Raw genomic sequence first — 23,204 nt, forward strand, 5'->3', positions numbered from 1 at the left:
GAATCAGGGTCGGGCCGTGGCAGCGGAGGCGGCGTACTGCCACACCACGCCGATCAGCGCGTTGGTGCTGGTCGCCTGCGTCGCGGGGTCGACGTTGGCGAGGTCGTCGCACGCGCTGTGGAGGCAGTCCGAGACGCCGCTGCTGAAGCCGGACGTCGGGATGCCGGCCTTCCCGAACGACTCGGTGTCGGAGCTGTCCAGCGGGATGTCGAAGGTGGCGAAGCCCCGGCTGCCGAACCAGTTCTCGAAGGCCTTGAAGGCCGCGGCCCCGCCGTTCTTCTCGTCCTTCACCACGAGGTACTGCTGGAGGTTCTTGCTGCCCGCCTGGTCGAGGTTGAGGTACAGGTCGATGGCCTTGCGGTCACCCTCGGACAGGTTCTTGACGTAGTCCGCCGAGCCGACCAGGCCCGCCTCCTCGGCTCCCCACCAGGCGAAGCGCAGGTGCCGTTCGGGCTTCAGCCCGGCCTTGGCGACCTGGAGGGCGGTGGTCAGGACGGCCGCCGAGCCGGAGCCGTTGTCGTTGATCCCCGGGCCCATCGGGACGCTGTCCAGGTGGGCGCCGGAGAGCAGCACGTGGTCCGGGTCGCCGCCCGGCCAGTCGGCGATCAGGTTGTAGCCGTCCTTGCCGTCGTGGGAGAAGCGGCGCAGCTGCGTCTGGAAGCCGGCCCGGTCCAGCGCCCGCTTCACGTACGCCACCGACTCCGCGTACCCCCGGGTGCCGTGCGCGCGGTTGCCGCCGTTGTGGTCCGCGATCCGTTGCAGGGCCTGGAGGTGCGGCATCACCTCCGCCGCCGTGACGGTGGGCGCGGCGGCGGACGCGACGGGGGACGGCCCCTGGGTCGCGGCCGTCGCCGCGACGGCGGGGACGGTGGAGAGCAGCAGGGCCGCCCCGAGGGCGCGGGCGGTGAGGGACACCGGACGGGAGGAGGGCATCAGGCGGGCGCCTTTCGCAGCAGGGTCCGGGGCACGTGCCCCGGCGGACTCCCCCACCCTGGTCCGGAGATGTCAGGAACTTGTCGGGAGGCCGTCCCGAACCGGTGGGGGTGCCCTCCGAAGGCGCTTTACGATCATGGTCATGTGCGCACACGTCGTGGTTGCCGAGGACGATCCCAAGCAGGCGGACCTGGTCCGGCTGTACCTGGAGCGGGAGGGTCATCACGTCGTCGTCGTCCACGACGGCCGCTCCGCGCTGGAGGAGGCCCGCCGAGGCCCGACCCAGCTCCTGGTCCTCGACGTGATGATGCCCGTCATGGACGGGCTCGACGTCTGCCGCGCCCTGCGCGTCGAATCCGCCGTCCCGGTGCTGATGCTGACCGCCCGCACCGCCGAGGAGGACCTGCTGCTCGGCCTCGACCTCGGCGCCGACGACTACCTCACCAAGCCGTACAGCCCCCGGGAACTCGTCGCCCGGGTCCGCGCCCTGCTGCGCCGCGGCTCCCGACCCCTGCCCCAGTCCCCGCCCCTGGACTCCGCCACGCCCCCGGCCACGCCGACCCCGCCGCCGCCGAGCGTGCTGACCGCCGGGGCCCTGACCGTCGACCCCGTGCGCCACGAGATCACCGCCGACGGACGGCCCGTCAGCTGCACCCCCGGCGAGTTCCGGCTGCTGGAGGTGCTGGCCGCCCAGCCCGGCCGGGTCTTCACCCGCGCCCAGCTGCTGGAGCAGCTGCACGGCATCGACCGGTACATCACCACCCGCACCGTCGACACCCACGTGATGAACCTGCGCCGCAAGATCGAGCCCCAACCACGGCGCCCCACCCGGCTCCTGACGGTCTACGGCATCGGCTACAAGCTCGCCGAGGAGCCGCACGGTGCGTCGTGACGCCCCTCCCCGCCGGACGCTGCTGCTCCGGCTGCTCGCCCTCTCCGCCCTGGTCTCCCTCTGCTCCATCGCCGCGACGGCCTGGCTGACGGCCCGCACCACGACGGGCGCGATCCGGCAGGAGCAGCACCAGGTCCTCGCGGACCAGGTCCGGATCTACCACGAACTGCTCGGCTACGCCGCGACCCACCCCGACTGGACGGGCGCGGAGCCGACCGTCCGGAGGCTCGCGGCCGACACCGGGCAGCGCATCCTGCTGGCCACGCCGCGCTTCGAGCCGGTCATCGACTCGGCGGCGGCCACGCCCGCCGCGGCCCCCTCGGCCACCGCCGCCCCGGACCCCGCCGCCGGCCGAACAGCCCTGCCCCGTACGCCCACCACCACCGTCGACCCGCTCTCGGTCGACCTCGCGATGCTGCCCGACGCCCCCGCCGACCGGATCGACGCCCGCGCCGTGGGCCCGTTCCGGATGACGGCCACCGAGCGCGCCGCCATGGAGGAGGCCGCCCGGGACCGCGCCGACTGCCTGCGGTCGGCCCTGGGCGTCGAGGCGACCGTCACCGACGACGCCGCCGGGCACCCCGTGGTGAACGTCCCCGGCGGCCAGGCGGCCTCGGGTGTGCGCTGCGCGTCGCCGCAGGTGCTGGACGCCCCGACCGGCACCGAGAGCGCCGCTCTCGCCGACCTGACCGGGCTGGTCAACGCCTGCCTGGAGCGCCAGCGGATCCGGCCCGTCCAGCTGTCCCTGTCGCTGCAGTGGGCCCCGTCCCGCGACCGGGAGCAGGACCAGGTGGTCTCCGCCTGCCTCGCCAACTCCCGTCGCCAGCAGCTCGTCCGGTACGTGGCTCCGCCCGTGCTGCTGTTCGTCGGCGCGCCCTCCGGCACGGCGGAGCCGGCCCCCGTCCTGTCCGCGCCCCACCGCGGCCGGGTCGTCGAGGTCGCCGCGCTGGTGCTGGCCGTCACCGTGGCGATCACCACGGCGGTCGGGCTGCGGCTCTCCCGGCCGCTGAACGCCCTCACCCGGGCCGCCCGGCGGATGGCCGACGGGGACCTCTCCGCCCGGGTGACCGCGACCGGCCGGGACGAGATCGCCGGACTCGCCGCCGCCTTCAACGCCATGGCGGAGCGCCGCGAACAGCTGGAGGAGCTGCGCCGCGCGATGGTGGGCGACATCGCGCACGAGCTGCGAACCCCGCTGAGCAACATCCGCGGCTGGCTGGAGGCCGTCGAGGACGGCGTCGTCACCGCCGACGGCGCCCTGACGAGTTCGCTGCTGGAGGAGGCCCTGCTGCTCCAGCACCTGATCGACGACCTGCGGGACCTCGCCGCCGCCGACGCCGGCGAACTCGCCCTGCACCGCGAGCCGGTGGACGCCGAGGACCTGCTCACCCAGGCCGCCACCGCGCACGGCGCCCTGGCGCAGGCGTCGGGCGTGACCCTGGTCGTCGACACGGACACCGCCACGGCCCGGTACGAGCTGTCCGCCGACCCGGTACGCCTGCGCCAGATGGTCGGCAACCTGGTGGCCAACGCCGTCCGCCACACCCCGGCGGGCGGCACCGTCACCCTGCGGACCCGGCCGGAGGCCCACGCCCTGCTCATCGAGGTCGCCGACACCGGCAACGGCATCGCCCCGGCGGACCTGCCGCTGGTCTTCGAACGGTTCTGGCGGGCCGAGAAGTCCCGCAACCGCCAGAGCGGCGGCAGCGGCCTCGGCCTCGCCATCGTCCGCAAACTCGCCGAACTCCACGGCGGCGACGTCCACGCGGCCAGCACCCCCGGCACCGGCTCGGTGTTCACCGTACGCCTCCCCCGCACGGCGTCAGGGACGGGCAACGGCACGGTCTCCGAGGTCACCGGCCGCCCCGCCTGACGCCCCGCCCGGGTGGCGGCCGGCGGGTTCCGCCGTCCGGGTGACGATCGCCTTCGGACCCGTCGACCGCGCCTCCCCTGGTTGACCAGGCTCGACGGACGCACGCCAGGGGGTGATGCGGGAACACACCCGGTTGCGGCCGGCATCCACCGGACCATCGCGCTCCGCATGTGAATGAATACGGATCGTTCCGTTTCCTTCACCTCGGCTCCGATGAAAGGGCACAGCCATGCCTTCGGCCACGCGCAAGACGACGGGAACTCCAGTGGTACGGCGGCTGGTCGCCGCCGCGGCCGCGCTGGGCAGCTGCCTGGCGCTCGCCGGTCCGGCGGGCAGCGCCGGCGCGGCGTCCGCCGTCCCCGTACCGACCGTCTTCTTCGGCGACTCCTACACCGCCAACTACGGCATCGCCCCCCTGAACCACGAGGACAGCCCACAGGTCTTCTGCTTCCAGGCGAAGGAGAACTACCCCGCCGTCGCCACCCGGCTCCTCGCGGACAAGGGCGTCACGCTCGACGTCCAGTCGGACGTCTCCTGCGGAGGGGCCCTCGTCCGTCACTTCTGGGAGAAGCAGGAGCTGCCCTTCAACCTCGGCGAGGTCCCGCCGCAGCAGGACGCGCTCAAACCCGACACCCAGTTGGTCGTGGGCAGCCTGGGCGGCAACACGGTGGGCTTCAACCGCATCCTGAAGCAGTGTTCCGCCAAGCTCCGCGGCAATGAGGGGGTCCTGCTGCCGGGAACACCGGTGGACGAGGACGTGCCGGCCGCGACGTGCGGCGAGTTCTTCACGTCCGGAGACGGAAAGCAGTGGCTGGACCGGCAGTTCGAGGAAGTCGGGTGGGAGCTGGAGGAACTGCTCGACCGCATCGGCTACTTCTCCCCCGACGCGAAGCGCGTCCTGGTCGGCTACCCCAGGCTCGTGCCCGCGGACACCGCCAAGTGCCTGACCGCGGCCCCCGGTCAGACCGAGCTGCCGTTCGCCGACATCCCGCAGGACGCCCTGCCGGTCCTGGACCAGATCCAGAAGCGGCTGGACGACGTCATGAAGAAGGCCGTCGCCGATGCCGAGGGCGGCGCCGACTTCGTGGACCTCTACGCCCACACCGGCGGCAACACGGCGTGCGACGGCGCCGACCGGGGCATCGGCGGCCTGCTGGAGCCCTCCCTGGTCAAGCTCGGCGACACGACGCTCCCGTGGTATCTGCACCCCAATGAGAAGGGCCGCGACATCCAGGCGACGCAGGTCGCCGACAAGGTCAAGGCGATCCTCGGCCGGTAAGGGGCACTCGACCCGAGGGGCTGGACGTACCGGTGGCACCGGAAACCGTCATACCGGGGTAGCACAGCGGACTTGGCACCCCTGTATGACGGCGTCCGCCCCGCCTCGCCCGTACCGTCGCCCGTGTCGAAAGCGACGACGGAAACCGAACGAGGGGGAAGCGACGATGAGCGGGCGAGGACGGGCCGTGGCGGCGGTGCTGCTGGCGGCGACGGTGACGTTGGGTGTGGTCGGCGCGCCGGGCGCGGTGGCGGCGCCGGGGCCGGGCGCCGGGCAGCAGGCCAGGGCCTGGCTGCCGCAGCCCACCGGGCCGTACCCGGTCGGCACGACGTCCCTGCAGCTGACGGACGACCGTCGGGACGACCCCTGGAAGCCCGGGCAGCACCGCAAGCTGATGATCAGCCTCTGGTACCCGACCACCCGGGCCGCCACCGGCGACGACCGCGCGCCGTACATGGTCCCCGCCGCCGCCGACCACTTCGGCAGCGCCGGGAGCGTCGGCCAGAGCGACTACCGGTTCGAGCCCGGCCGCACCGACTGGGCGGGCATCCGCACCCACGCCCGCGCCGACGCGCCCGCCCTCCCCGGTGGCAAGCGGCCCGTCGTGCTGTACTCGGCGGGCTTCGGCGACCCGCGCACCTGGGGCACCGGCCTGGTGGAGGACCTCGCCTCGCGCGGCTACGTCGTCGTCACCGTCGACCACACCTACGAGGCCTCCGAGGTCGCCTTCCCCGACGGGGACCTCGCCACCTCCGTCTTCCCCGCGCTGCTGGCCCAGCCCGGCCTCGACATGAGCGCCCTCCTGCGCAGGATGCTGCAGAGCCGGGTCGACGACACCCGCTCCGTCCTGGACCGGCTCGACGGGCTGCGCCACGACGAGCGGCTGCCGGCCGGCCTCGCCGCCTCCCTCGACCTCGACCGGATCGGCATGGTCGGCCACTCCGGCGGCGGCTCCGCGGCCCTCCAGACCATGCACGACGATCCGCGCCTCAAGGCCGGCGTCAACCTCGACGGCCAGCTGCACTTCTCCAACCCGGACGGCTCCGGGGTCCAACTGCCCCTGCCCACCGCCGCCGAGGACGGCCTCACCCGGCCCTTCCTGCTCATGGGCACCCAGGACCCCGAATCCGGCAGCTACCACCGGCAGCCCGGCTGGGACGCCCTGTGGCGGCACAGCACCGGCTGGCACGCCGACGTGACCCTCACCGGCTCCCGCCACGGCTCCTACACCGACGCGCAGTCCCTGCTGCCCCAGCTCGCCCGCCAGGGCGCGATCAGCGGGACGGACCTGACCGGCGCCGTCGGCGACGTTCCCCCGGACCGCGCGGTGCTGGCCACCCGCTCGTACGTCGCGTCGTTCTTCGACCGCTGGCTGCGCGGCCACGACGACCACCTCCTGGACGGCCCGTCGCCGCGCTTCCCCGAGATGGTCTACGAGCGGTAGCGCGCCCGGCGGCCGCCCCGGGTGTCGGGGGCGGGCCGGTCAGAGCGCCTCCCGGAGCGCGGCCGCGAAGGCGGCGGCGTCCGGGAAGCCGATCGCCGGCTGCTCCCGCAGGGCCTGGTCGACCACCTCGGCGAGGCGGCGCGGGAGGTGCGGCGCCACCTCCCGCAGCGGGGTGGCCGGGGTCTGCAGGACGACCTGCCATGGGTCGGTGCCGGGCGGGAACGGGCGGGGGTAGCGGCCGGTCAGCATCCTGTAGAGGCAGGCGGCCAGCCCCCAGACGTCGACCTCCGGGGTGGCGTAGCGGAAGTTGACGATCTGTTGGCGGGGCATGCAGGAGGGCTTGCCGGCCGTGGTGCCGGTGCGGGTCAGGCCGCTGAGGCCCGCCTGGTCGAAGGCCTTGGCCAGGCCGAAGTCCGCCACCTTCGTCACCGGTCGGCCGTCCGGCCCGTGGTCGAGCAGCAGGTTGCCCGGGCTGAGGTCGCGGTGGACCACGCCGGCCGCGTGGGCGTGGGCCAGTCCGGCCAGCGCCTGGAGGGCGAGCGGTACTGCCTCGTCCGCCGGCAGTCGCCCGCCGCGTCGGCCCAGCAGGTCCTCCACGCTGCCGCCGCGGCAGTACTCGAGGGTGAAGAAGAAGGTGCCGCCGGCGAACCCGACCTCGTGCAGGGTGACGATGTTCGGGTGGTGCAGGGTGCGGGTGACGGCGACCTCGCGCAGGAACAGGGCCCGCGCCCGGGTGCTGGCCGCCACCTTGGGCAGCATCAGTTTCAGTGCCACCTCCCGACCGGTCCCCCGGTGGCGGGCCAGGTGGACGGTGCCCATCCCGCCGCGGCCGAGCTGGGCCGACAGCTCGTAGTCCGCGAGCGAGGCGACCGCCCCACCGCCCTGGCGGGCCAGCGCGAGCAGTTGCCGCAGCACCATGCCGGGCTCGGCCCGGCAGGTCGCGCAGACGTAGCTGCCGTCCCGGCCGTCGGCCTCGTCCGCCGTGTCCCGGCCGCAGGCGGCGCAGCGGGCCGGTCGCAGGCGCAGGGTGGGGGCGGACCGGCCGACCCGGAAGACGGTGTCGCCGATCCGGATCTCGTCGCCGTCGGCCAGGTCGTGCTCGGGGAGGTCGAGTGCCGCGCCCTCCTCCGGGCTCTGGTTCCGGGCGCGCTGGCCGATCTTCCTCCCGTTGACGTACGTCCCGTTGAGGCTGCCGAAGTCGCGGATCCGGATGTCGGGCGGGTTGATGTCGAGCAGGCAGTGGTGCCGGGAGACGGTGCGGTGGCGCTCGTCGTCCGGCAGTCGCGGCATGCACTCGGCGGCCCGGCCGAGCAGGCAGGTGGTGCGCTCGGTGAAGACGTGCTCGTCGCCGGTCCCGGGGCCGCCCACCTGGTGCAGGACGACCGTGGCCTCGCTCATGCGGGCCGCCCCGGGCCCTGCTCCGCCATCCGCGTCAGGTGCCTCTGCGCCTTCGCCGATCCCAGTCGGGCGGCCTGCCGGTACCACTCGGCGGCCCGCTCGGGCGAGCCGGCCTCCAGCAGTTCGCCGAGGTTGAGCATGCCCATCGGCTCGCCCGCCTCGGCCGAGCGACGGAACCACTCCTGGGCCTCGGCCACCCGGTCGCTGTAGCGCAGGACGGTGCCCAGGTTGTTCATCGCCTGCGGGTGCCCCTCGTCGGCGGCCCGCCGGTACCAGAGCTCGGCCTCGGGCTCGCGTCCGGCCTCCTGCACCAGGTACGCCAGCGAGTACATCGCCTCCGCGTTCTTCTTGTCAGCGGCGGCCCGCAGCCACCGCTCGGCCTCGGCGCTGCGGCCCGCCTCGGACAGCAGCACGCCCAGGATGTACGCGGCCTGGTCCTCGCCCTGGTCCGCCGCTCCGCGGAACCACCGCTCGGCGTCGGCCAGGCGGTTCTCGTCGACGGCGCGGAAGCCGGCGCCGACCATGGCGGGAGCGCAGTCGAGTTCGGCGGCGCGCTGCTGCCAGGACGCGGCCTCGGCGGCCCGGCCGGCCTTCCCCAGCACCACGGACAGGTTGTGCATGGCCAGCGGTTCGCCGAGCTCGGCGGCGCGGCGGAACTGCTGCTCGGCCTCGGCGTCACGGCCCTCGTCGAGCAGCCGGGCCCCCAGACGGATCAGGGCCTCGGCATCGCCGGACCGCGCCTGCCGTTCCTGCCGGGCGACCCGGCTGTCCAGCCCCGGGTCGCCGCTCAGCTCCATGATCGCCCGGGTCAGCGGCGCCAGGTCGCTCCCGGCCTTCCCGGACGCCTTCTCGGACGCCTTCTCGGACGCCTTCTTGGTGCGCTTACGGCCGAACCACACGACGGCCTCCCCTCTCTCCTCGACGCTCCCGTCATGATTGCCGACGGACCGCCAGCTCCCAGTCCAGGCACCAGAGTTGAACGTAACCGTCACCGCGGACGCACACCGCCGAGCCGCCGTCCGGGCCCGGTTCGACCCCGGAGAAGCCGGCCGGACGGCCGGCCAGCACCCGCAGGCAGCGGCCGGTGCCGAGCTCCCAGACCCGCAGCGCGCCGTCGTCCTCGCCGAGCGACAGCACGAACCGCCCGTCCGGGCTCAGTCGGAGCGCCCCGGTGCCGCCCGGCTGGTCGTCGAGGACCCGCAGACAGGCCCCGGTGCGCAGGTCCCAGAGCCGGATCGCGCGGTCCTGGCCGCAGCCGGAGAGCAGCAGTCCGCGGTCGGCGTCGACCAGCAGCTCGGTCACGGTGGCCGTGTGGCCGTGGAACTCCCGCAGGCGGCGGCCGGTGGGGACGTCCCAGAGCCCGATGGAGTGCTTCGGGCCCGCGGTGACGGCGGTGCGCCCGTGGGGGGAGAGCCAGAGCGCGGGCCCCCAGAGGTTGGGCCCCCGGCCGTGGTCGCCCTCCAGGGTCCGGCGGCAGGCGCCGGTGGCCGTCTCGAACAGCCGGATCCCGTCGTCTGCGCCACGGGCCAGGACGAACCGCCCGTCCGCGGTGAACCAGGCCGTCCCCGCGCCCAGGGCGAGCCGGGCCGAGGTGAGGCGGGCACCGGTCGCCGCGGACCAGGAGCCCAGGGTCCCGTCGCCGCCCGCGAACAGCACCGTCCGGCCGTCACCGGTGAAGCGGAGCCTGCCGTGCACCCGCGACAGGCCCTCGATCAGCGGCCCGCGCTCGCCGGTCTCCGCAGCGAGCAGCTGGATGCCCCCGGGCACCCGGACGGCCACCGTCCGGCCGTCCGGCGCCAGGGCCGGCGCGCCCCAGGCGCCGTCGTACAGCACCCGGGCGGGCCAGGCCGCCCGCAGTCCGGTGCGGGTCACCCGCCGGTCACGGGCCAGCTCCTGCCAGGCGGTCAGCACCCGGGGATCGCGCTCGTGGCCGGGCAGGGCCCGGGCCCGGCTCAGCAGGTCGAGGGCGGCGGCGCAGCGGCCGGCCGCGTGCTCCCGCCCGGCCCGCTCGACCAGCGCGGCCAGCCGGCTGCTCAGGTCGTCCAGTTCGGCGTGCCGCCGGGGGCGGCTGAGCCGGGCCGCGGCCGGGTGGGGCTCGGGCAGCGGCCAGCGTCGGGCGGTGCCGTCCCGCCCGGCGGAGAGCAGGTGCCTGCCGTCGGCCAGGAACACCACGGCGTCGACGTGGCCCCGGTGCCCGCGGAAGGTGCGCAGGCAGCGGCCGGTGTCCGGTTCCCAGAGGCGGACCGCGCCGTCCAGGCCCCCGCCGGCCAGCAGCCGCCCGTCGGGGCTCAGGGCGAGGCGGTGCCCGGCGCCGTGGCCGGCGGCGATCGCCGCGTCGGGGCCCGGGCCGTGCACCCGGAGCCGGTCGCCGACGGCGGCGGCCACGGTGCGGCCGTCCCGGCTGAGGCAGCACGGTTCGTGTGCGTAGCGGCGTTCCAGCAGCGGGGTCTGTTCACCGGCGCCAGCTGGATCGCGCACCGCGACCACTCCCTCGGGGCCGTCGAAGACCAGCAGCCGGCCGTCCGCGGTCGCCTCGACGGTGCCGCCCGAGAAGCCGTCCAGGATGAAGCGGGCCCTGCCGGTCGTCAGCTCCCAGCCCAGGACCGTGCCGTCGCTGGTGCCGCCGACCACCAGGCCCGCCCCGGCAAGCAGCCGCAGCGAGCGGACGGTGGTGCTGCCGGACCGGTAGTACGGGGTGAAGACCCGTAGGCAGCGGCCGTCGCCGAGGTCGAACAGCCGGACCAGGCCGTCGGAGCCGACGCCCACGGCCCGCCGCCCCTCGGCGTCCAGGTCCACCGTGTGCCGCAGCTCGTCCAGCTCCCGCAGGCACCGGCCGGTGGCCACCTCCCAGAGCTTGACGGTGCCGTCGCAGGCCGTGAGCGCGAGCCGGCCGTCGGGGGTGGGCCGGATCTCGATGTCGGGTGCCGCCCGCCGGGTCCGGCCACCGTCCCAGGGCGAATCCGTCCAGCGCTCGTACTCGTACCAGGGCACGGTCCAGGTGGTCGGCTCGGCGGCGGGGCCGGCGGCGCCGCGTTCGCGCTGCACCGCGTCGATCAGCGGCCCCGTCCGCGCGGCGTCGCCGCCGTCCGCCCTGGCCGCGTCCAGGGCGGCGAGCAGGTCCTCGTCGGTGAGTCCGCCCTGCCGCCAGTGCATCAGACCGGAGTTGTAGGTCGCCTCCGGGTGGCGCGGGTCGGCGGCGAGGGCCGCGCCGAAGGAGGCTTCGGCCTCCGGCGCGCGGCCCAGGTCCAGCATCGAGACGGCCCGGTTGTTGAGCTCGTCGGCGCGCAGCTCGGCCTCGCGCGGCTCGCCGCGGTCGATCGCGCGGCCCGTCAACCGGTGGTGGATGTCGGCGAGTTCGTCGGCCACCTCGGCCATCGAGGCGGGCCGGTCGGCCGGGCGCTCGCGCAGGCAGCGGGCCAGCAGCTCGGCGACCGGCTCCGGCAGCGGCGGCGGGCCGTCCCCTTCCGGACGCCAGGTCGAGCCGGGCGTGAACCCGCGACCGCCACCCGCCCGGTAGGAGGCCAGCGCCTCGCCGACCACCGGGCCCATCAGCCAGGTCACCTCGCCGGTGAACATCTCCACCACCGAGACCGCGAAGCTGTAGAGGTCGGTGCGGTGGTCCAGCGGTTCGCGCCTGGCCTGCTCCGGCGAGGCGTACGCCATGGTCATCCCGCCGCCGGACACCCGCCCGCCGCCCGTGGCCCGCGCCTGGGCCAGCCCGAAGTCGGTGACCTTGGCGGTGCCGTCCAGGTCCAGCAGGACGTTGGCGGGCTTGACGTCCTGGTGCACCAGGCCGCGTTCGTGCGCGTGCCGCAGCCCCCAGGCGGTCTCCACCGCCAGGCGCAGGATGCGGGCCGTGGACTCGGCCGGGCCGCCCGCGTAGAGCCGCCGGTCGTCGATCCACTCCCGCAGGCTGCCGCCCGGCAGGTACTCGGCGAAGACCCTCGGCAGCCCGTCCAGGACGCGGACGTAGTGGCAGCCGCAGACGTGCGGGTGCAGGCCGAGCGACACCCAGGTCTCGGCCTCGCGGACGAACCGCTCCTGCTGCTCCGGCGTGCCGAACAGCTCGGGGCGCGGGCACTTCACCGCCAGGTCGACGTCCCACTCCAGGTGCCGCACCCGGTAGACCACGCCCATGCCGCCCTCGGTGTGCACCCGCAGCACCCGGTACTGGTCGGCGACCACCTCGCCGACCGTCCAGGGCGCCGGAACCCCGACGGCCGGTCCGGGCACCTCAGGCGGCCCGGTACGGCGGCAGCGCGGCGAACGCCGGTGCCACCACGGCCGTCCGGCACACCGTCCGGGCCCAGGCCCGGGCCAGCGAGAGGGCGTGCCTCGGGAACATCGGGTCCCAGTCGGCGGCGTGGCTGCGCTCGTACGGCAGCTCCGGGTCGTACGGGTGGCCGCCGCTGTCCGTCCCCGCCGGGTCGAGCTTGAGGCGCACCATCGACTCGCGGACGCCGGTGACGCCCGACTCCTGGAACTGGCCGGTCAGCACGGCGGTGACGGTCGACCTGGCGAGCAGGAACGAGCCCCGGAACCGGAAGCCGGTGCGGGATCCGGGCAGTCGTTCGGACACCAGGGTGTAGAGCGCCGGAACACCGCCCAGCGACACCGCTTCCGCCTCCAGCAGCGAGCCGCCGGCCGCGGCGTGGCCGCGCGCCAGGGTCACCCGCAGCGCCTCGATCCCGTCCAGCCAGACGGGGGCGGGCGGCAGCGCCTCGCGCACGCTCAGCACCACCACGTCGTTCCAGGAGTCCGGGACGAACCACCGGCCTTCGTCGAACGGTTCGAGGCCGGCGGTGTCGAAGGCCAGCGGGAGCGGGAGCGGAGTTGATGGGGACACGATCGGAAGCTAACACGCGGCCCTGTCAACCGTCAGGCGTGCTCCGATTTCTGATACATCCTCAGATTCTCCCCGGTACGTATTCGTGACAGTGGCCCGATCCGGCACCGGACCTGGGCGAACCGCCCGCGCGCGGCCCTCCACGACCTATGATGCGAGCGATCCGGTTCGACACGTGTTGTCGCGTTGTCACGCCGTCGGGTACGTCGTGAACAAGCCAGGTGGGGGACGATGGTGGACATGTGGGAGGTGCTGGAGCCGGCCGTCGCCCGGGTCTGGCCGAAGGTGCCCGACAGCCTGTCCGAGGCCGAGCGCGAGCGTCTGGAGGCGGAGGTCCTGGTGGCGCTGCGCGCCCTGGAGAGCGCGCGCGGCGGTGCGCCGTCAGCCGGGACCGAAGGGGCCGACGGGGCCGATCCCGTCGAGGAGGCCGCCCAGGCGGTGGCCGCCGCCTTCGAGGCCTACCCGCCTCTGGGCGACCTCCTCGTCGCCGCGTTCGACGCGCTCGTCGACGGCCAGGAGCGTTTCGGCCCGGACGCGCCCCCGCCCTCCTGGGGCACGGCGCTGCGCTCACTGCTCGTCCCCGTCCTCTACGCCACCGACCGCGCGCCGGCCGGCGGGAGCGGCACCAGCGCGGCCTACGGCGGCGACCGCGGCCAACTGTCGTACGGGGAAGCCGTGGTGAGCGTCCCCGACGACCACCGCATCGGCGCCGTCGAGAAGCCCCGCTGGTGGCGGCTGCGGTTCCGCACCAACCCGGCCCGGGACACCCAGCTCGGCGACATCACGCCGCTCACCGCCGCCGGGTTCGCCGAGCGCGCCCATGGCCACCACCTCCCCGGGGACGGCGAAACCCCCCGATCGGCACTGGTGTTCGTCCACGGATACAACGTCTCCTTCGCCGACGCCGCCGTCCGCGCCGCCCAGATCGCCTACGACCTGAACTTCACCGGCCTCCCCATGCTGTACAGCTGGCCGTCCAAGGCCTCCGTCACCGACTACGCGGCCGACGGCAACGCCGCCCGCCGGGCCGTCCCGTACTTCCAGGAGTTCCTGCGGCACGTGCTGACGGACACCGGCGTCGACGAACTGCACGTCGTCGCCCACAGCATGGGCAACCGGGTGGTCGTCGACGCGCTGGCCGACCTGGACACCACCGCGCTCCCCGAGGGCGCGGGCCGGCTCGGGCAGGTCGTCTTCACCGCGCCCGACGTCGACGCCGAGGTGTTCCGCCAGCTCGTGCCCCGGATCGTCAACCAGGCGCGCGGCTGCACCCTCTACGTCTCCGCCAACGACCGCGCGCTCGCCGCCTCCCGCCTCCTCGCCGAACACCCCCGGGCGGGCCAGGCCGGCCCGGGCGTGGTGGTCGCACCCGGTCTGGACACCGTCGACGTCTCCGAGCTCGACACCGGCCTGACGGGCCACTCCTACCCGGGCGACCACCGGTCCGTCCTCTCCGACCTGTACGGGCTGCTGCGCCACGGCCACCGGCCGTCCCAGCGCTACGGGCTGGCCCGGGTCCCGCACCCGGACGGCGCGTACTGGGCCTTCCAGCCGTAACGATCCTCGCGAATCCTCCCCGGCAGCACGACTTCCCCCTCTCCGACGAGCGAGCACACAGGGCATGGCGACGACGAACCCCGCACCGCGAACGACCCACTTCCTGGACAGCTACCCCTTCCGGTGGACCGACCCCGGTGCCGTCGAACTCCGCGACCTGCTCGCCTCCGTCCACTTCCGGGTCAACCCGGTGCTGGAGCTGACCCAGCAGGCGGGCATCGCCCCGGCCGAGGTCAACTGGGACCAGCCGATGTCCCTCGTCTGGTTCGACCTCATCACCGTCGCCCGGAAACAGGAGAAGCTCCGCCCGCTGCTCGACCGGATCGCCGCGGGCCCCGACCAGGCGCTCGCCGCCCGCGTCCGCGAACTGCTCGCCACCCGGCCCGTGCTCCCCGCCCCCGAGCCGGAGCTCCCGTCGGGCACCTGGGCCGCCTTCCGGGACCCGGACGAACAGGAACGCCAGATCTTCCGCGCCTCCGGGTTCCAGGACGTCGCGTTCCTGCGCCGCGGCGCCGAACTCGCCACCGCCGTCTGCCGCCTGCTGGTCACCCACGCCGACGGCCAGGCCTGCTACGGCACCGCCTTCCGGATCGGGCCCGACCTCCTGCTGACCAACCACCACGTCCTGTACTCCGACGGCCGGCCCGCCGAGGCGGTCGAGGCCTGGTTCGGCTACGAGCAGGACCTCGACGGGCGGGAGCTCAGGTACCGCACCGTCCGCTGCGCCCCCGCCACCGCCGTCGGCCGGCCCGAGGGCGACTGGGCCGTGGTCCGCGCCGCCGAGCCCCTGCCCGAGGACGCCCTGGTGGTGCCGATCCCCGACCGGGCCACCGTCGCCGAGGGCGACCGGGTCTGCATCATCCAGCACCCGCACGGCCTGGTGAAGAAGCTCGCCGCCCGGCACAACGTCGTCCGGCACGTGGACGAGCAGGTCGTGCAGTACTGGACCGACACCGAGTACGGCTCCTCCGGCGCCCCCGTCTTCGACGAGCGCTGGCGGCTGGTCGCCCTGCACCGGGGCCACGTCCGCATCGGGCAACGGCTCAGCGCCTCGGAGTTCCGCAACGAGGGCCTCCGGATCGAGCGGGTGGCCGAGGGCCTGGCCGCCGCCGGGGTGAGGTGAGCCGGTGGCACTGCTGGACCTGCGCGCGTTCCCGAACGAGGACCCCAGAGCCGCGGAACTGCTCAGGGCCCTCATGTACACGTACGGCCTCCCGCAGCCGGCCCGGCAGGTCGTCGCCCGCGCCGGCATCGCCGAGGCGGAGATCGCCTGGCAGGGGGCGATGCTCGACGTCTGGCCGGACATCGTCGAGAAGGCCGCGGCGACCGGACGGCTGCGCAGGCTCGTCGAGGTCGTCGCCGAGGACCCGAACTCCCGGGCCGCCTCACCGGTGTTCGCGTACCTGCTCGCCGAGCAGCGCACCTCGCAACCCGCCGAACAGACCACCGACCCGTTCGGCCACGGGCTGATCAACGACCGGCAGCGCGCCTTCTTCGACCGGACGTCCCTCCGCTCCCGGCTGCGGGAGATGGTCCTCGACCGCGGCCACCGCGTGCTCACCGTCGAAGGCGGTCCGCGGACCGGCCGGACCTTCACCTGGTTCCTCATCCACCACGTGCTCGCGAGCCAGGGGATCCACCCCTGCCGGATCCGGCTGAGCGAGTACACCGAGCCGGTCCGGGTGGCCGAACTCACCGGATTCCTCAACGACGAGTTCCGGGAGTGGAGCGTGCGGATCGACCACCACTCCTCCGAGGACCAGCAGGCCGACCGGCTGGTCAGCCAGCTCAGGGGCCGGATGCGGGAGGAGCGGCGGTCCGTCCCGGCGCAGCCCCGGCACTGGCTCGTCTTCGACGACTCGGAGTCCGTCCGCTTCACCGAACCCGCCCTGCGCGCGGTCGTCCGGCTGGTGCAGGCGGTGGTCGAGGAGGAGATGGCGGACCGGCTGCGGATCGTGCTGCTCGCCTACGACGGCTGGCTGCCGCCGGACGTCGAGGGGTACACCGCCCGGGAGCAGCTGGGCCCGATCGGCATCGAGGACCTCCACGACTTCTTCCGGACGGTCGCGGCGGAAGCCGGCCGCCCGATCGACGCCGACACGGCCCGCGGCCTCGCCGCCAAGGTGCTGAGCGAGACCGGCCACGACGGCTGCCTCCCCGACGGCCCGCTCCCCCTGACCACCGCGATCCAGCACACGGCCGCCGGCCTCGGCCGAAGCCTCTACCAGGGATGTTGACGACGGTGACCGAGACCCTCGCCCCGATGCCCGACGCCGTCTACCGTGAACGGACCGTCCTGCTGGGCGCGTTCACCGCCGAGAGCCTGGCGGCGACCGCCCCGGGCGCGGACGCGGCCGAACCCGGCGCGCTCCTGCGGGACTTCCTCACCCAGGACTGCGAACGGGTCACCACCCGGGACGGCCGCCGCTGGCGGCTCGCCCCCGAGGTCCGCAGCCACACCATCGAGACCCTGGGCCGTCCGGAACGCCTGCTGGCCACCCTCACCGCCGCCCCGCGTACGGAAGGCGACGCCGCACGCGACTGGGCCGAACGATTCCTCGCCGCACGGAACCCGCCGCTGGAGGCACAGCACTTCGACGAGCTGTACGCGGCCCTCACCGTGGTCGGCTGGTTCCGCGACGCCCCCCGCACCCGGGCCGCCCTCGCCGACCACGGACTCGACCTGCCCTCCGCCGACGAGGTGCAGCACCACCTCAAGCGGGCCCGGCTGCTGCAACCGCTCCAGGCCCTCGCCGACGAGAGCTTCACCGGACGGGAGGACGAACTCGGCACGCTGACCGACTACGTCGACGCCAGGAACGGCTACTCCCCCTGGCTCCTGGTGCACGGGCCGGGCGGCGTCGGCAAGTCCACGCTGCTGTCACGCTTCCTCCTGGACCGCGCCGGAGCGGACCCGGTCGCCCACGTCTACCTGACCTTCGAGCGACCCGAGCTGGCCCCGGAACGCCCGCTCACCGTCCTGGCCGAAGCCGTCCGCCAGGTCGCGCTGCTGGCACCGGCCATGCGCGAGCGGGCCGACGCCCTGGAGCACTCCCTCCGCCGCACCATCGCCGCCGACCTCCGGTCGGAGCGGGACCGCAGCTCCTCCTCCGGGCGCCGGACCTCACGCCGCCACGACACCGACGTACTGCTCCACCGGGTCGGCACCTTCCTGGCGGCCTTCGGGACCGAGCACGGCGGCCGGGCGCCGCTGCTCGTCCTCGACACCTTCGAGCGGGTGCAGCGGCGCGGCCAGTACGCCCAGCGCCGCCTGCTGCAGGCCCTGGACGACCTGCGGTGGAGCTGCCCGAACCTGCGCGTCGTCGCCGCCGGCCGCGCGCCCGTCGACGACCCCCGCTTCCGTTCCCTCCCGCTGGAAGGCTTCGACCCGCCGACGGCCCGCCACTACCTGCGCCGCCAGGTCGCCGAACTCGCCGGGCGCACCGACGAGGAACTCGACCTGGTCACCGACACCGTCGGCCGGAGCCCGCTCAACCTCAAGCTGGCCGCCGCCCTGCTCCGCCGCGAGGCCGACGCCCTGCGGGACCCGGCGCTGCACGACCAGCTCCGACGGAAACTGGAGGCCGAGACCGTCCAGGGCGTGCTGTACCGGCGCATCCTCGACCACCTGGAGGACCCGGACCTGCGCCGCATCGCCAGCCCCGGCCTGATCGTCCGGAAGGTCACACCGGAGGTCATCCGCCACGTCCTGGCCGAACCGTGCGGGCTCGGCGCCGTGGACGAGGACCGCGCGTGGGGCCTGTTCCACCGCTTCCGGGACGAGGTCTCCCTCGTCGAGGAGGTACCGGGGCAGGACGCGGTCCTCCACCGGGCCGACGTGCGCGCCGTCATGCTGCCACTGCTCCGCCGCGACCACGCCGAGGTCGTGGAGCTGATCCACCGCCGGGCGGCCGCCCACTACGAGGACGCCGGCGACCGGGTCGAGGAGCTGTACCACCGGCTGGCCCTCGGCGAACCGACCGCCACCCTGGACGCCCGGTGGGAGGAGGAGGCGGGCCGGCTGCTGGAGCCGGCCAACGACGAGCTGCCGCCCTGTTCGCAGGTCTACCTCGCCGAGCGGATGGGGAACATCGTCTCCGCGGAGCTCCGAGCGCAGGCCGACGACGAGACGTGGGCCCGGCAGGCAAGGCGCGCCGGAGACCAGTTCCTCCTGGACGACCGCCCGGAGGACGTGCTGACACTCCTCGGAGAGCGCCCTCGCATCCGGATCGTCGGTCTGCGCATCTCGGCCCTCGCCACCCTGCAGCGTTGGGACGAGGTGGATGCCCTGGCCGACGACGTTCTCACCACCGAGCCCGACCCGACCACCGCGACGGGCATGTTCATGGCCCGCGCCCAAAGCGCCAGGAGTCAAGGAGACTTCGCCTCGGCCCACGACCTGCTCAACCGGGCCCTCCTCGCGGCCGAGGCCATCGAGGACAGGGTGATCACTCTCGGAATCATGTCGGCACTCCTGCGCCTGCACCGGGACAGCGGGTCGCTCGACTCACCCGACGCCCGAAAGCTCCGCGCCCGTACACTCGCGCTCGTCAGTGATCTGGACCAGCGCGATGTCACCCAGAACCCCGAGATCATCCGACTCATCGCCGCCGAACTCGGCGACGATGCGCCCGAGTTGGTCTCCTATACCACCCAGCATTCCGGCCTCGACCTCTCCGACGGAGGTGATGCCGCCCTGCTCGATTCCCTCACCCCGGAGGAGCTGCGCGACTTCACCAGGGCCACCGGCGTCAGCGTTCCACTGCCCGCGACCGACACCGACCCCTCAGGCCCCGCCCCCACCAGCGTGGACTTCGGCGACGCCGTCAACACCTACCTCGGCGCAGGAGGCAAGCACGCCGAGGCCCTGAACAACGCCGTGGTGGAGAACCTCCGGCACGAGGTGGACTTCGCCGCACCCTCCGCCCCCGCCCGCGACACCACCCACGACGCCGTCGTCCTCCTCCCCGGCCACATGGGCAGTTCGCTCCTCGACACCGAGACCGGCCGGCACGTCTGGGGCGACCTCAGACCCACCGCCCTCCTCCGGCTGAGCCTCACCGACGACTCCTCGCTGCGCGTCACCCCCGACGAGCGGGCGGGCCGGACCGGCCGCCTGCACCCCGACGGCCTGCTGCGCGCCCCGGCCTGGCTCTCGGCGCTCGGCGGCCTGGAGACCTACCAGCCCCTGCTGGACGCCCTGCACGCCACCGTCCTCCACGAGGACGCCGTCCTGCCGTTCCCCTACGACTGGCGGCTCTCCGCCGAGGTGAACGCGCGTCTGCTGGGTGAGGCCGCCCACCGCCACCTGGCGGCCTGGCGCGCGAGCCCGCACCGCCGTCGGGCGGGGGTGCCCGACGAGGAGCCCCGGCTGGTCTTCGTCGCCCACTCCACCGGCGGACTCGTCGCCCGGGCGGCGCTGGCGGCCGACTCCCGGCTGGCGGCGCTCACCCGCGACCTGGTCACCATCGCCACGCCCTTCCACGGCACCCCCGCGGTCGCCGAGATGCTGGGCGGCCGCCGCCGGTTCCTCCCGCGCCCACTGTCCGGGCTGGCCGCCACCCTGCCGGGGGTGTACGACCTGCTGCCGACCTTCCGCTGCGTCGAGACCGACGACGCGCTGCGCCGGCTGGACCTCGACGACGTCCGCCGCCTCGGCGGCGATCCGGAGCTCGCCGCCGCCGCCATGGCGGCGCGGGCGGCGGAGTCCCGCGCGGCCTTCCTCCCCCGCACCCGCGCCGTGGTCGGCATCGGCCAACCGACCGTGCAGGGCCTGCGGTTGGCCGGGGACGGCCTCGAACCGGTGCTGACGGCACCCCGCGCCCACGACGACGGCCGCCCGTACCGGAGCGAGTCCGGCGAGGCCGTCCGCTGGGACCGCGGCGGGGACGGCCTCGTCCCGCGCGACGCCGCCGCGCCCTCCGCCTCGAACGCCGTGCTGTTCGTGTCCGGCCGGCACGGCACCCTCTGCTCCGATCCGCACGTCCTGGAACTCGTCCGGTCCGTCCTGACCGACCGGCGGCCGGCCGCCGTGCGGCCCCGCCCGGTCAGCCACGCCCTCCAACGCCCGGGCCTCGGCCTGTCCCTCCCCGAGACGACCGTCCCGGGCCAGCCCTGGCCGCTCATGGTGCACGGTGCGTCACCGGACGACGCCGCCTGCCGCATCACCGACGAGGCCACCGGGGCGACCGTCGCCACGCCCCGGCTGCTCCTCAGCGACGCGACCCTGGTCGCCGCCGTCACCCTCCCCCGCCCGGGCCTCTACCGGGTCACCGTCACCTCCGGCCCCGACCGCGTCAGCGACCTCCTCCTCACCACCGGCCCCGACTGACCCCACCGGCGGACGGGCGGCCGGAGCCCGCAGCTCCAGCCGCCCGCTCCGCCGTTCCGCCTCCGGCGGGTGTCAGCCCGTCGAGGGGCGGCGGTCGGAGCGCAGGCGCTCGGCGCCGTCCGAGCCGGGGTCCTGGAGCGTGTCGTCGGTGCCCATGACCTCGGGCACGGCGACCAGGAGCTCGTAGAGGAAGTCGTGGAAGCCCTCCGGCGTCGGCGCCGTGTGGGTCAGCGGGTAGACCCCGAACTGCAGGTAGTGCAGGGTCTTGCGCATCATCTGGGCCGGCGAGCAGACCGAGACGAGCGTGCCGAACCCGCCGTCCCTGAAGTACGAGGCGGCGACGAAGCACTCGTCGGCGGAGCCGTAGACGCCGGCCTCGCCCTTGTACCGCTCGTTGAGGTCGTCGCCGCGCACGGCCGGGGCCGGCACGCCGAGCTTCTCCAGGAACTCCCCGCCGGCCCGGCTGAGGCTGTTCTCGTCCTCCACCCCGAGGTGCCGGTGGCGACTGCCCGGCACGTAGACCTCCACCGGCCGCCCGGCCTCCAGGTAGCCCCGGTAGAGCTCGTGGCCGCGCCGCAGCCGGGCCTCGAACTCCTCGCCCGGCACGGCCCGGTCGGCCAGCGGGTGCTGGGCCGCCACCTCGATCAGCACGCCCGGCAGGTGGCGCCGTGCCCGCATGAAGGCCTGGGCCGTGGAGAGCCGCTCGCGCCACCGCCCCGCTGTAGCAGGGGACAGGGCCGCCGTGTCACGTAAGTCCATCGCAGACCGCCTCACGATATCGTCCTCACTTCGCCGCGCTCCTCGACGATGGCCCAGGTCCGGTCGAAGTGCTTCCAGCAGGCGTCGATCAGACCGAAGTCCCGGGTCCCGCGCAGTTCCAGGGACGGGGTCTCCGGGGCCCGCGCCGGCGGCAGGGTCAGCGTGACCCATCCCCAGGTCCGGTCGCAGAGAATCATCGTGGACCGCAGGTGCGTGGTGAAGAACCCGATCTCGATCGATCCGGCGGCCGTGCTGCGCGCCCCGGCCTCGCGGACGATCGACCGCAGCCGGGCCTCCACCTCGCGCACCTCGGCCGCGATCGGCGAGCGCTGGTCCCACAGCGACTCGGACTCGTCGACGTCGGCGAGGAACTGCCCGTCGGGCGTCGGCACCAGGACGCGGATCCGGGAGCCGGCCGCGAGTGCCTTCGTCAGGTAGGGCGTCTGGATCTCGATCAGCCGCTTTCCGCTGGTGGACATGATCCCGATCGACGAGGCCTTCCCGAGGTTCTCGCTCAGGGCGTTGCCGGCCTGCCCGTCCACGCTGATCCGGGCCACACCGATCTGCGTCCCCGGGGCCACCAGGTTCTGCCATTCGGCGGAGAAGGTGTGCGCGATCGAATTGCCCTTGACCCAGCCGGGCTGGGGAGTGTGCCGGACCGCCAGCCGCAGCGCCCTGGTGACGTCGTTGCGCAGGTCGGCGACGGTGCGCCAGGACCTCCAGAGCCGCTCCCGCCGCACCTTCTCGCGGAAGACGGCCAGCCGCTGCGCGTCCTCCGGCGTCGGCTGCCAGCTGTCGGTGTGCAGTTCGACGGGGTCGGCGTGGACGAACACCAGGATGGGCTTGTCCAGCGAGCGGGCGTGGTCGTACTCCCGTTCCGTGAAGCTGACGGTCCCCGCGCCGACGTCCCCGTACCGCGCTCCGAGGATGAGGACGAGGTAGTCGCAGTCGTTGATCACCCGCTCGACGACCTCCCAGGCGCCCTCCGCCCGCGCGTCGAACAGCTCCATGCCGGAGGGGATGTACCCCTCCTTGACCAGCTCGTCGATGACGGCCTCGCGGTGCTGCTTCAGGTCCAGGCTGGTCGAGCTCACGAACACCTGGTAGCGGCGCTCGTCAGGGGCGGTGCCGGCCGGCGGCGCGGTGCCCGACGACGCCGGGGCGCCGGGGTGGGCGTCGGACTCCGCCGGCCCGTAGTAGTTGAAGTTGTTCGTCACCGAGCTGCGCGGGCCGATGGCGTTGCCGGCGACGTCGGCCCCGGCACCGACCCCGCCGCCCCGCACCTCCACGTGCTCGGCCGGCCGCTCCGGCTCTCCCGGGTCCTGCGGCCTGCGCCGCCGGAAGCGCGACCCCGGCATCAGCCGGCCACCTCGCCGCCCTCGCCCAGCGCGTTCCCGGCGACATCGCCCCCCGCGGCCACCGCTCCCTCGCCCTCGGCCGACACGGCCCGCCCCGGCCCGGACACCCCGCGCGGGGTCGGCGGCGCCCCCGTGACCCTGCTGTCGGCGCCGATCGCGTTGCCCGTCACGCTCCCCCCGGCGGCGACGGCACCGCGTCCGGCGGCCCGGACGGCGCCGCCGTCGTCCTGCCCGCCGCGACGCAGCGCGTACACCGAGGCGACGAGCCCGGCGAGTCCGACGACCGCCCCGACGACGGCGCTGGCCCGCTCGGCCCCGGCGGCGTCCCCGAGCACCGCCCACAGCGCGAGCGCGACCGCAACACCCGTACAGGCCGAGGCCGTTGACCAAAACAGCAGGCGCATGTGCGATGCCCTCCATCACAGCGACAACCCGGTGAGACCGTAGTACCCGGCCCCCGCTCGCACCACGCTCCGGAAGAGCCCCGAACCGGGTCGCGCATCCGGCGACGGATACCGCCGCGCCGTCGGGACC

At 74.6% G+C, this 23,204-nt stretch carries 16 protein-coding genes; 8 read left to right on the forward strand and 8 right to left on the reverse strand.

Annotation, left to right across the window (positions count from 1 at the left end; translation table 11 throughout):
- Positions 1 to 3: 3 nt before the first annotated feature.
- Positions 4 to 933 (reverse strand): M20/M25/M40 family metallo-hydrolase, encoded by a 930-nt coding sequence (locus tag ACFVU7_RS15705; RefSeq protein ID WP_388045426.1) that lies wholly within the window; start codon positions 931 to 933, stop codon positions 4 to 6.
- 142 nt (positions 934 to 1,075) lie between these two features.
- Here ACFVU7_RS15705 and ACFVU7_RS15710 point away from each other — a divergent pair, with 142 nt between their 5' ends.
- From ACFVU7_RS15710 to ACFVU7_RS15725, 4 genes are all read left to right on the forward strand, one after another.
- Positions 1,076 to 1,825, forward strand: a complete 750-nt coding sequence (locus ACFVU7_RS15710; RefSeq protein ID WP_388045428.1) for a response regulator transcription factor — start codon at positions 1,076 to 1,078, stop codon at positions 1,823 to 1,825.
- Entirely contained in the window at positions 1,815 to 3,698 is a 1,884-nt protein-coding gene (locus ACFVU7_RS15715) for a sensor histidine kinase (protein ID WP_388045430.1), read from the forward strand. The genes ACFVU7_RS15710 and ACFVU7_RS15715 overlap by 11 nt, the downstream gene beginning before the upstream one ends.
- Positions 3,699 to 3,927: 229 nt before the next feature.
- On the forward strand, positions 3,928 to 4,977 hold the full coding sequence (locus tag ACFVU7_RS15720) for an SGNH/GDSL hydrolase family protein (protein WP_388045432.1): 1,050 nt from the start codon (positions 3,928 to 3,930) through the stop codon (positions 4,975 to 4,977).
- Positions 4,978 to 5,143: 166 nt separating this feature from the next.
- Positions 5,144 to 6,421, forward strand: a complete 1,278-nt coding sequence (locus ACFVU7_RS15725) for an alpha/beta hydrolase family protein (RefSeq protein ID WP_388045434.1) — start codon at positions 5,144 to 5,146, stop codon at positions 6,419 to 6,421.
- 39 nt (positions 6,422 to 6,460) lie between these two features.
- Here ACFVU7_RS15725 and ACFVU7_RS15730 read toward each other — a convergent pair whose 3' ends face one another.
- From ACFVU7_RS15730 to ACFVU7_RS15745, 4 genes are read right to left on the reverse strand one after another with little or no spacing between them, the layout of a single operon-like run.
- A complete protein-coding gene (locus ACFVU7_RS15730) occupies positions 6,461 to 7,819 on the reverse strand; it encodes a protein kinase (RefSeq protein ID WP_074002784.1) in 1,359 nt (452 codons plus the stop codon).
- The gene (locus tag ACFVU7_RS15735) at positions 7,816 to 8,718 is read right to left on the reverse strand and encodes a tetratricopeptide repeat protein (protein ID WP_388045436.1); all 903 of its coding nucleotides are present in this window, start codon (positions 8,716 to 8,718) and stop codon (positions 7,816 to 7,818) included. The genes ACFVU7_RS15730 and ACFVU7_RS15735 overlap by 4 nt, the downstream gene beginning before the upstream one ends.
- A gap of 31 nt (positions 8,719 to 8,749) precedes the next feature.
- Positions 8,750 to 12,004, reverse strand: coding sequence for a protein kinase (locus tag ACFVU7_RS15740; protein WP_388045438.1), 3,255 nt, complete (start codon positions 12,002 to 12,004; stop codon positions 8,750 to 8,752).
- 49 nt (positions 12,005 to 12,053) lie between these two features.
- Positions 12,054 to 12,665 (reverse strand): hypothetical protein, encoded by a 612-nt coding sequence (locus ACFVU7_RS15745; protein WP_388045439.1) that lies wholly within the window; start codon positions 12,663 to 12,665, stop codon positions 12,054 to 12,056.
- A 231-nt stretch (positions 12,666 to 12,896) separates the two neighbouring features.
- Here ACFVU7_RS15745 and ACFVU7_RS15750 point away from each other — a divergent pair, with 231 nt between their 5' ends.
- The 4 genes from ACFVU7_RS15750 to ACFVU7_RS15765 all read left to right on the forward strand — a co-directional run bounded on the left by ACFVU7_RS15750 (position 12,897) and on the right by ACFVU7_RS15765 (position 20,553).
- The gene (locus tag ACFVU7_RS15750) at positions 12,897 to 14,222 is read left to right on the forward strand and encodes an alpha/beta hydrolase (RefSeq protein ID WP_388045441.1); all 1,326 of its coding nucleotides are present in this window, start codon (positions 12,897 to 12,899) and stop codon (positions 14,220 to 14,222) included.
- 64 nt (positions 14,223 to 14,286) lie between these two features.
- Positions 14,287 to 15,345, forward strand: a complete 1,059-nt coding sequence (locus tag ACFVU7_RS15755) for a trypsin-like peptidase domain-containing protein (protein ID WP_388045442.1) — start codon at positions 14,287 to 14,289, stop codon at positions 15,343 to 15,345.
- A 4-nt stretch (positions 15,346 to 15,349) separates the two neighbouring features.
- Positions 15,350 to 16,459: an effector-associated domain EAD1-containing protein gene (locus ACFVU7_RS15760; protein WP_380778888.1), complete on the forward strand. Its 1,110-nt coding sequence runs from the start codon at positions 15,350 to 15,352 to the stop codon at positions 16,457 to 16,459.
- 5 nt (positions 16,460 to 16,464) lie between these two features.
- Positions 16,465 to 20,553, forward strand: coding sequence for an AAA family ATPase (locus ACFVU7_RS15765; protein ID WP_388045444.1), 4,089 nt, complete (start codon positions 16,465 to 16,467; stop codon positions 20,551 to 20,553).
- Between the two features lie 72 nt (positions 20,554 to 20,625).
- Here ACFVU7_RS15765 and ACFVU7_RS15770 read toward each other — a convergent pair whose 3' ends face one another.
- The 3 genes from ACFVU7_RS15770 to ACFVU7_RS15780 are packed head-to-tail and all read right to left on the reverse strand — an operon-like array spanning position 20,626 to position 23,074.
- Positions 20,626 to 21,312: a hypothetical protein gene (locus tag ACFVU7_RS15770; RefSeq protein WP_387825063.1), complete on the reverse strand. Its 687-nt coding sequence runs from the start codon at positions 21,310 to 21,312 to the stop codon at positions 20,626 to 20,628.
- Between the two features lie 11 nt (positions 21,313 to 21,323).
- Complete coding sequence (locus tag ACFVU7_RS15775) at positions 21,324 to 22,670, reverse strand: DUF4062 domain-containing protein (RefSeq protein ID WP_375873031.1); 1,347 nt, start codon at positions 22,668 to 22,670, stop codon at positions 21,324 to 21,326.
- The gene (locus ACFVU7_RS15780) at positions 22,670 to 23,074 is read right to left on the reverse strand and encodes a hypothetical protein (protein ID WP_388045446.1); all 405 of its coding nucleotides are present in this window, start codon (positions 23,072 to 23,074) and stop codon (positions 22,670 to 22,672) included. Before ACFVU7_RS15780 ends, ACFVU7_RS15775 begins: the two co-directional genes overlap by 1 nt.
- Positions 23,075 to 23,204 lie beyond the last annotated feature (130 nt).

Origin of the sequence: Kitasatospora sp. NPDC058046 (assembly GCF_042885595.1) — a bacterium.
Taxonomy (GTDB): Bacteria; Actinomycetota; Actinomycetes; order Streptomycetales; family Streptomycetaceae; genus Kitasatospora.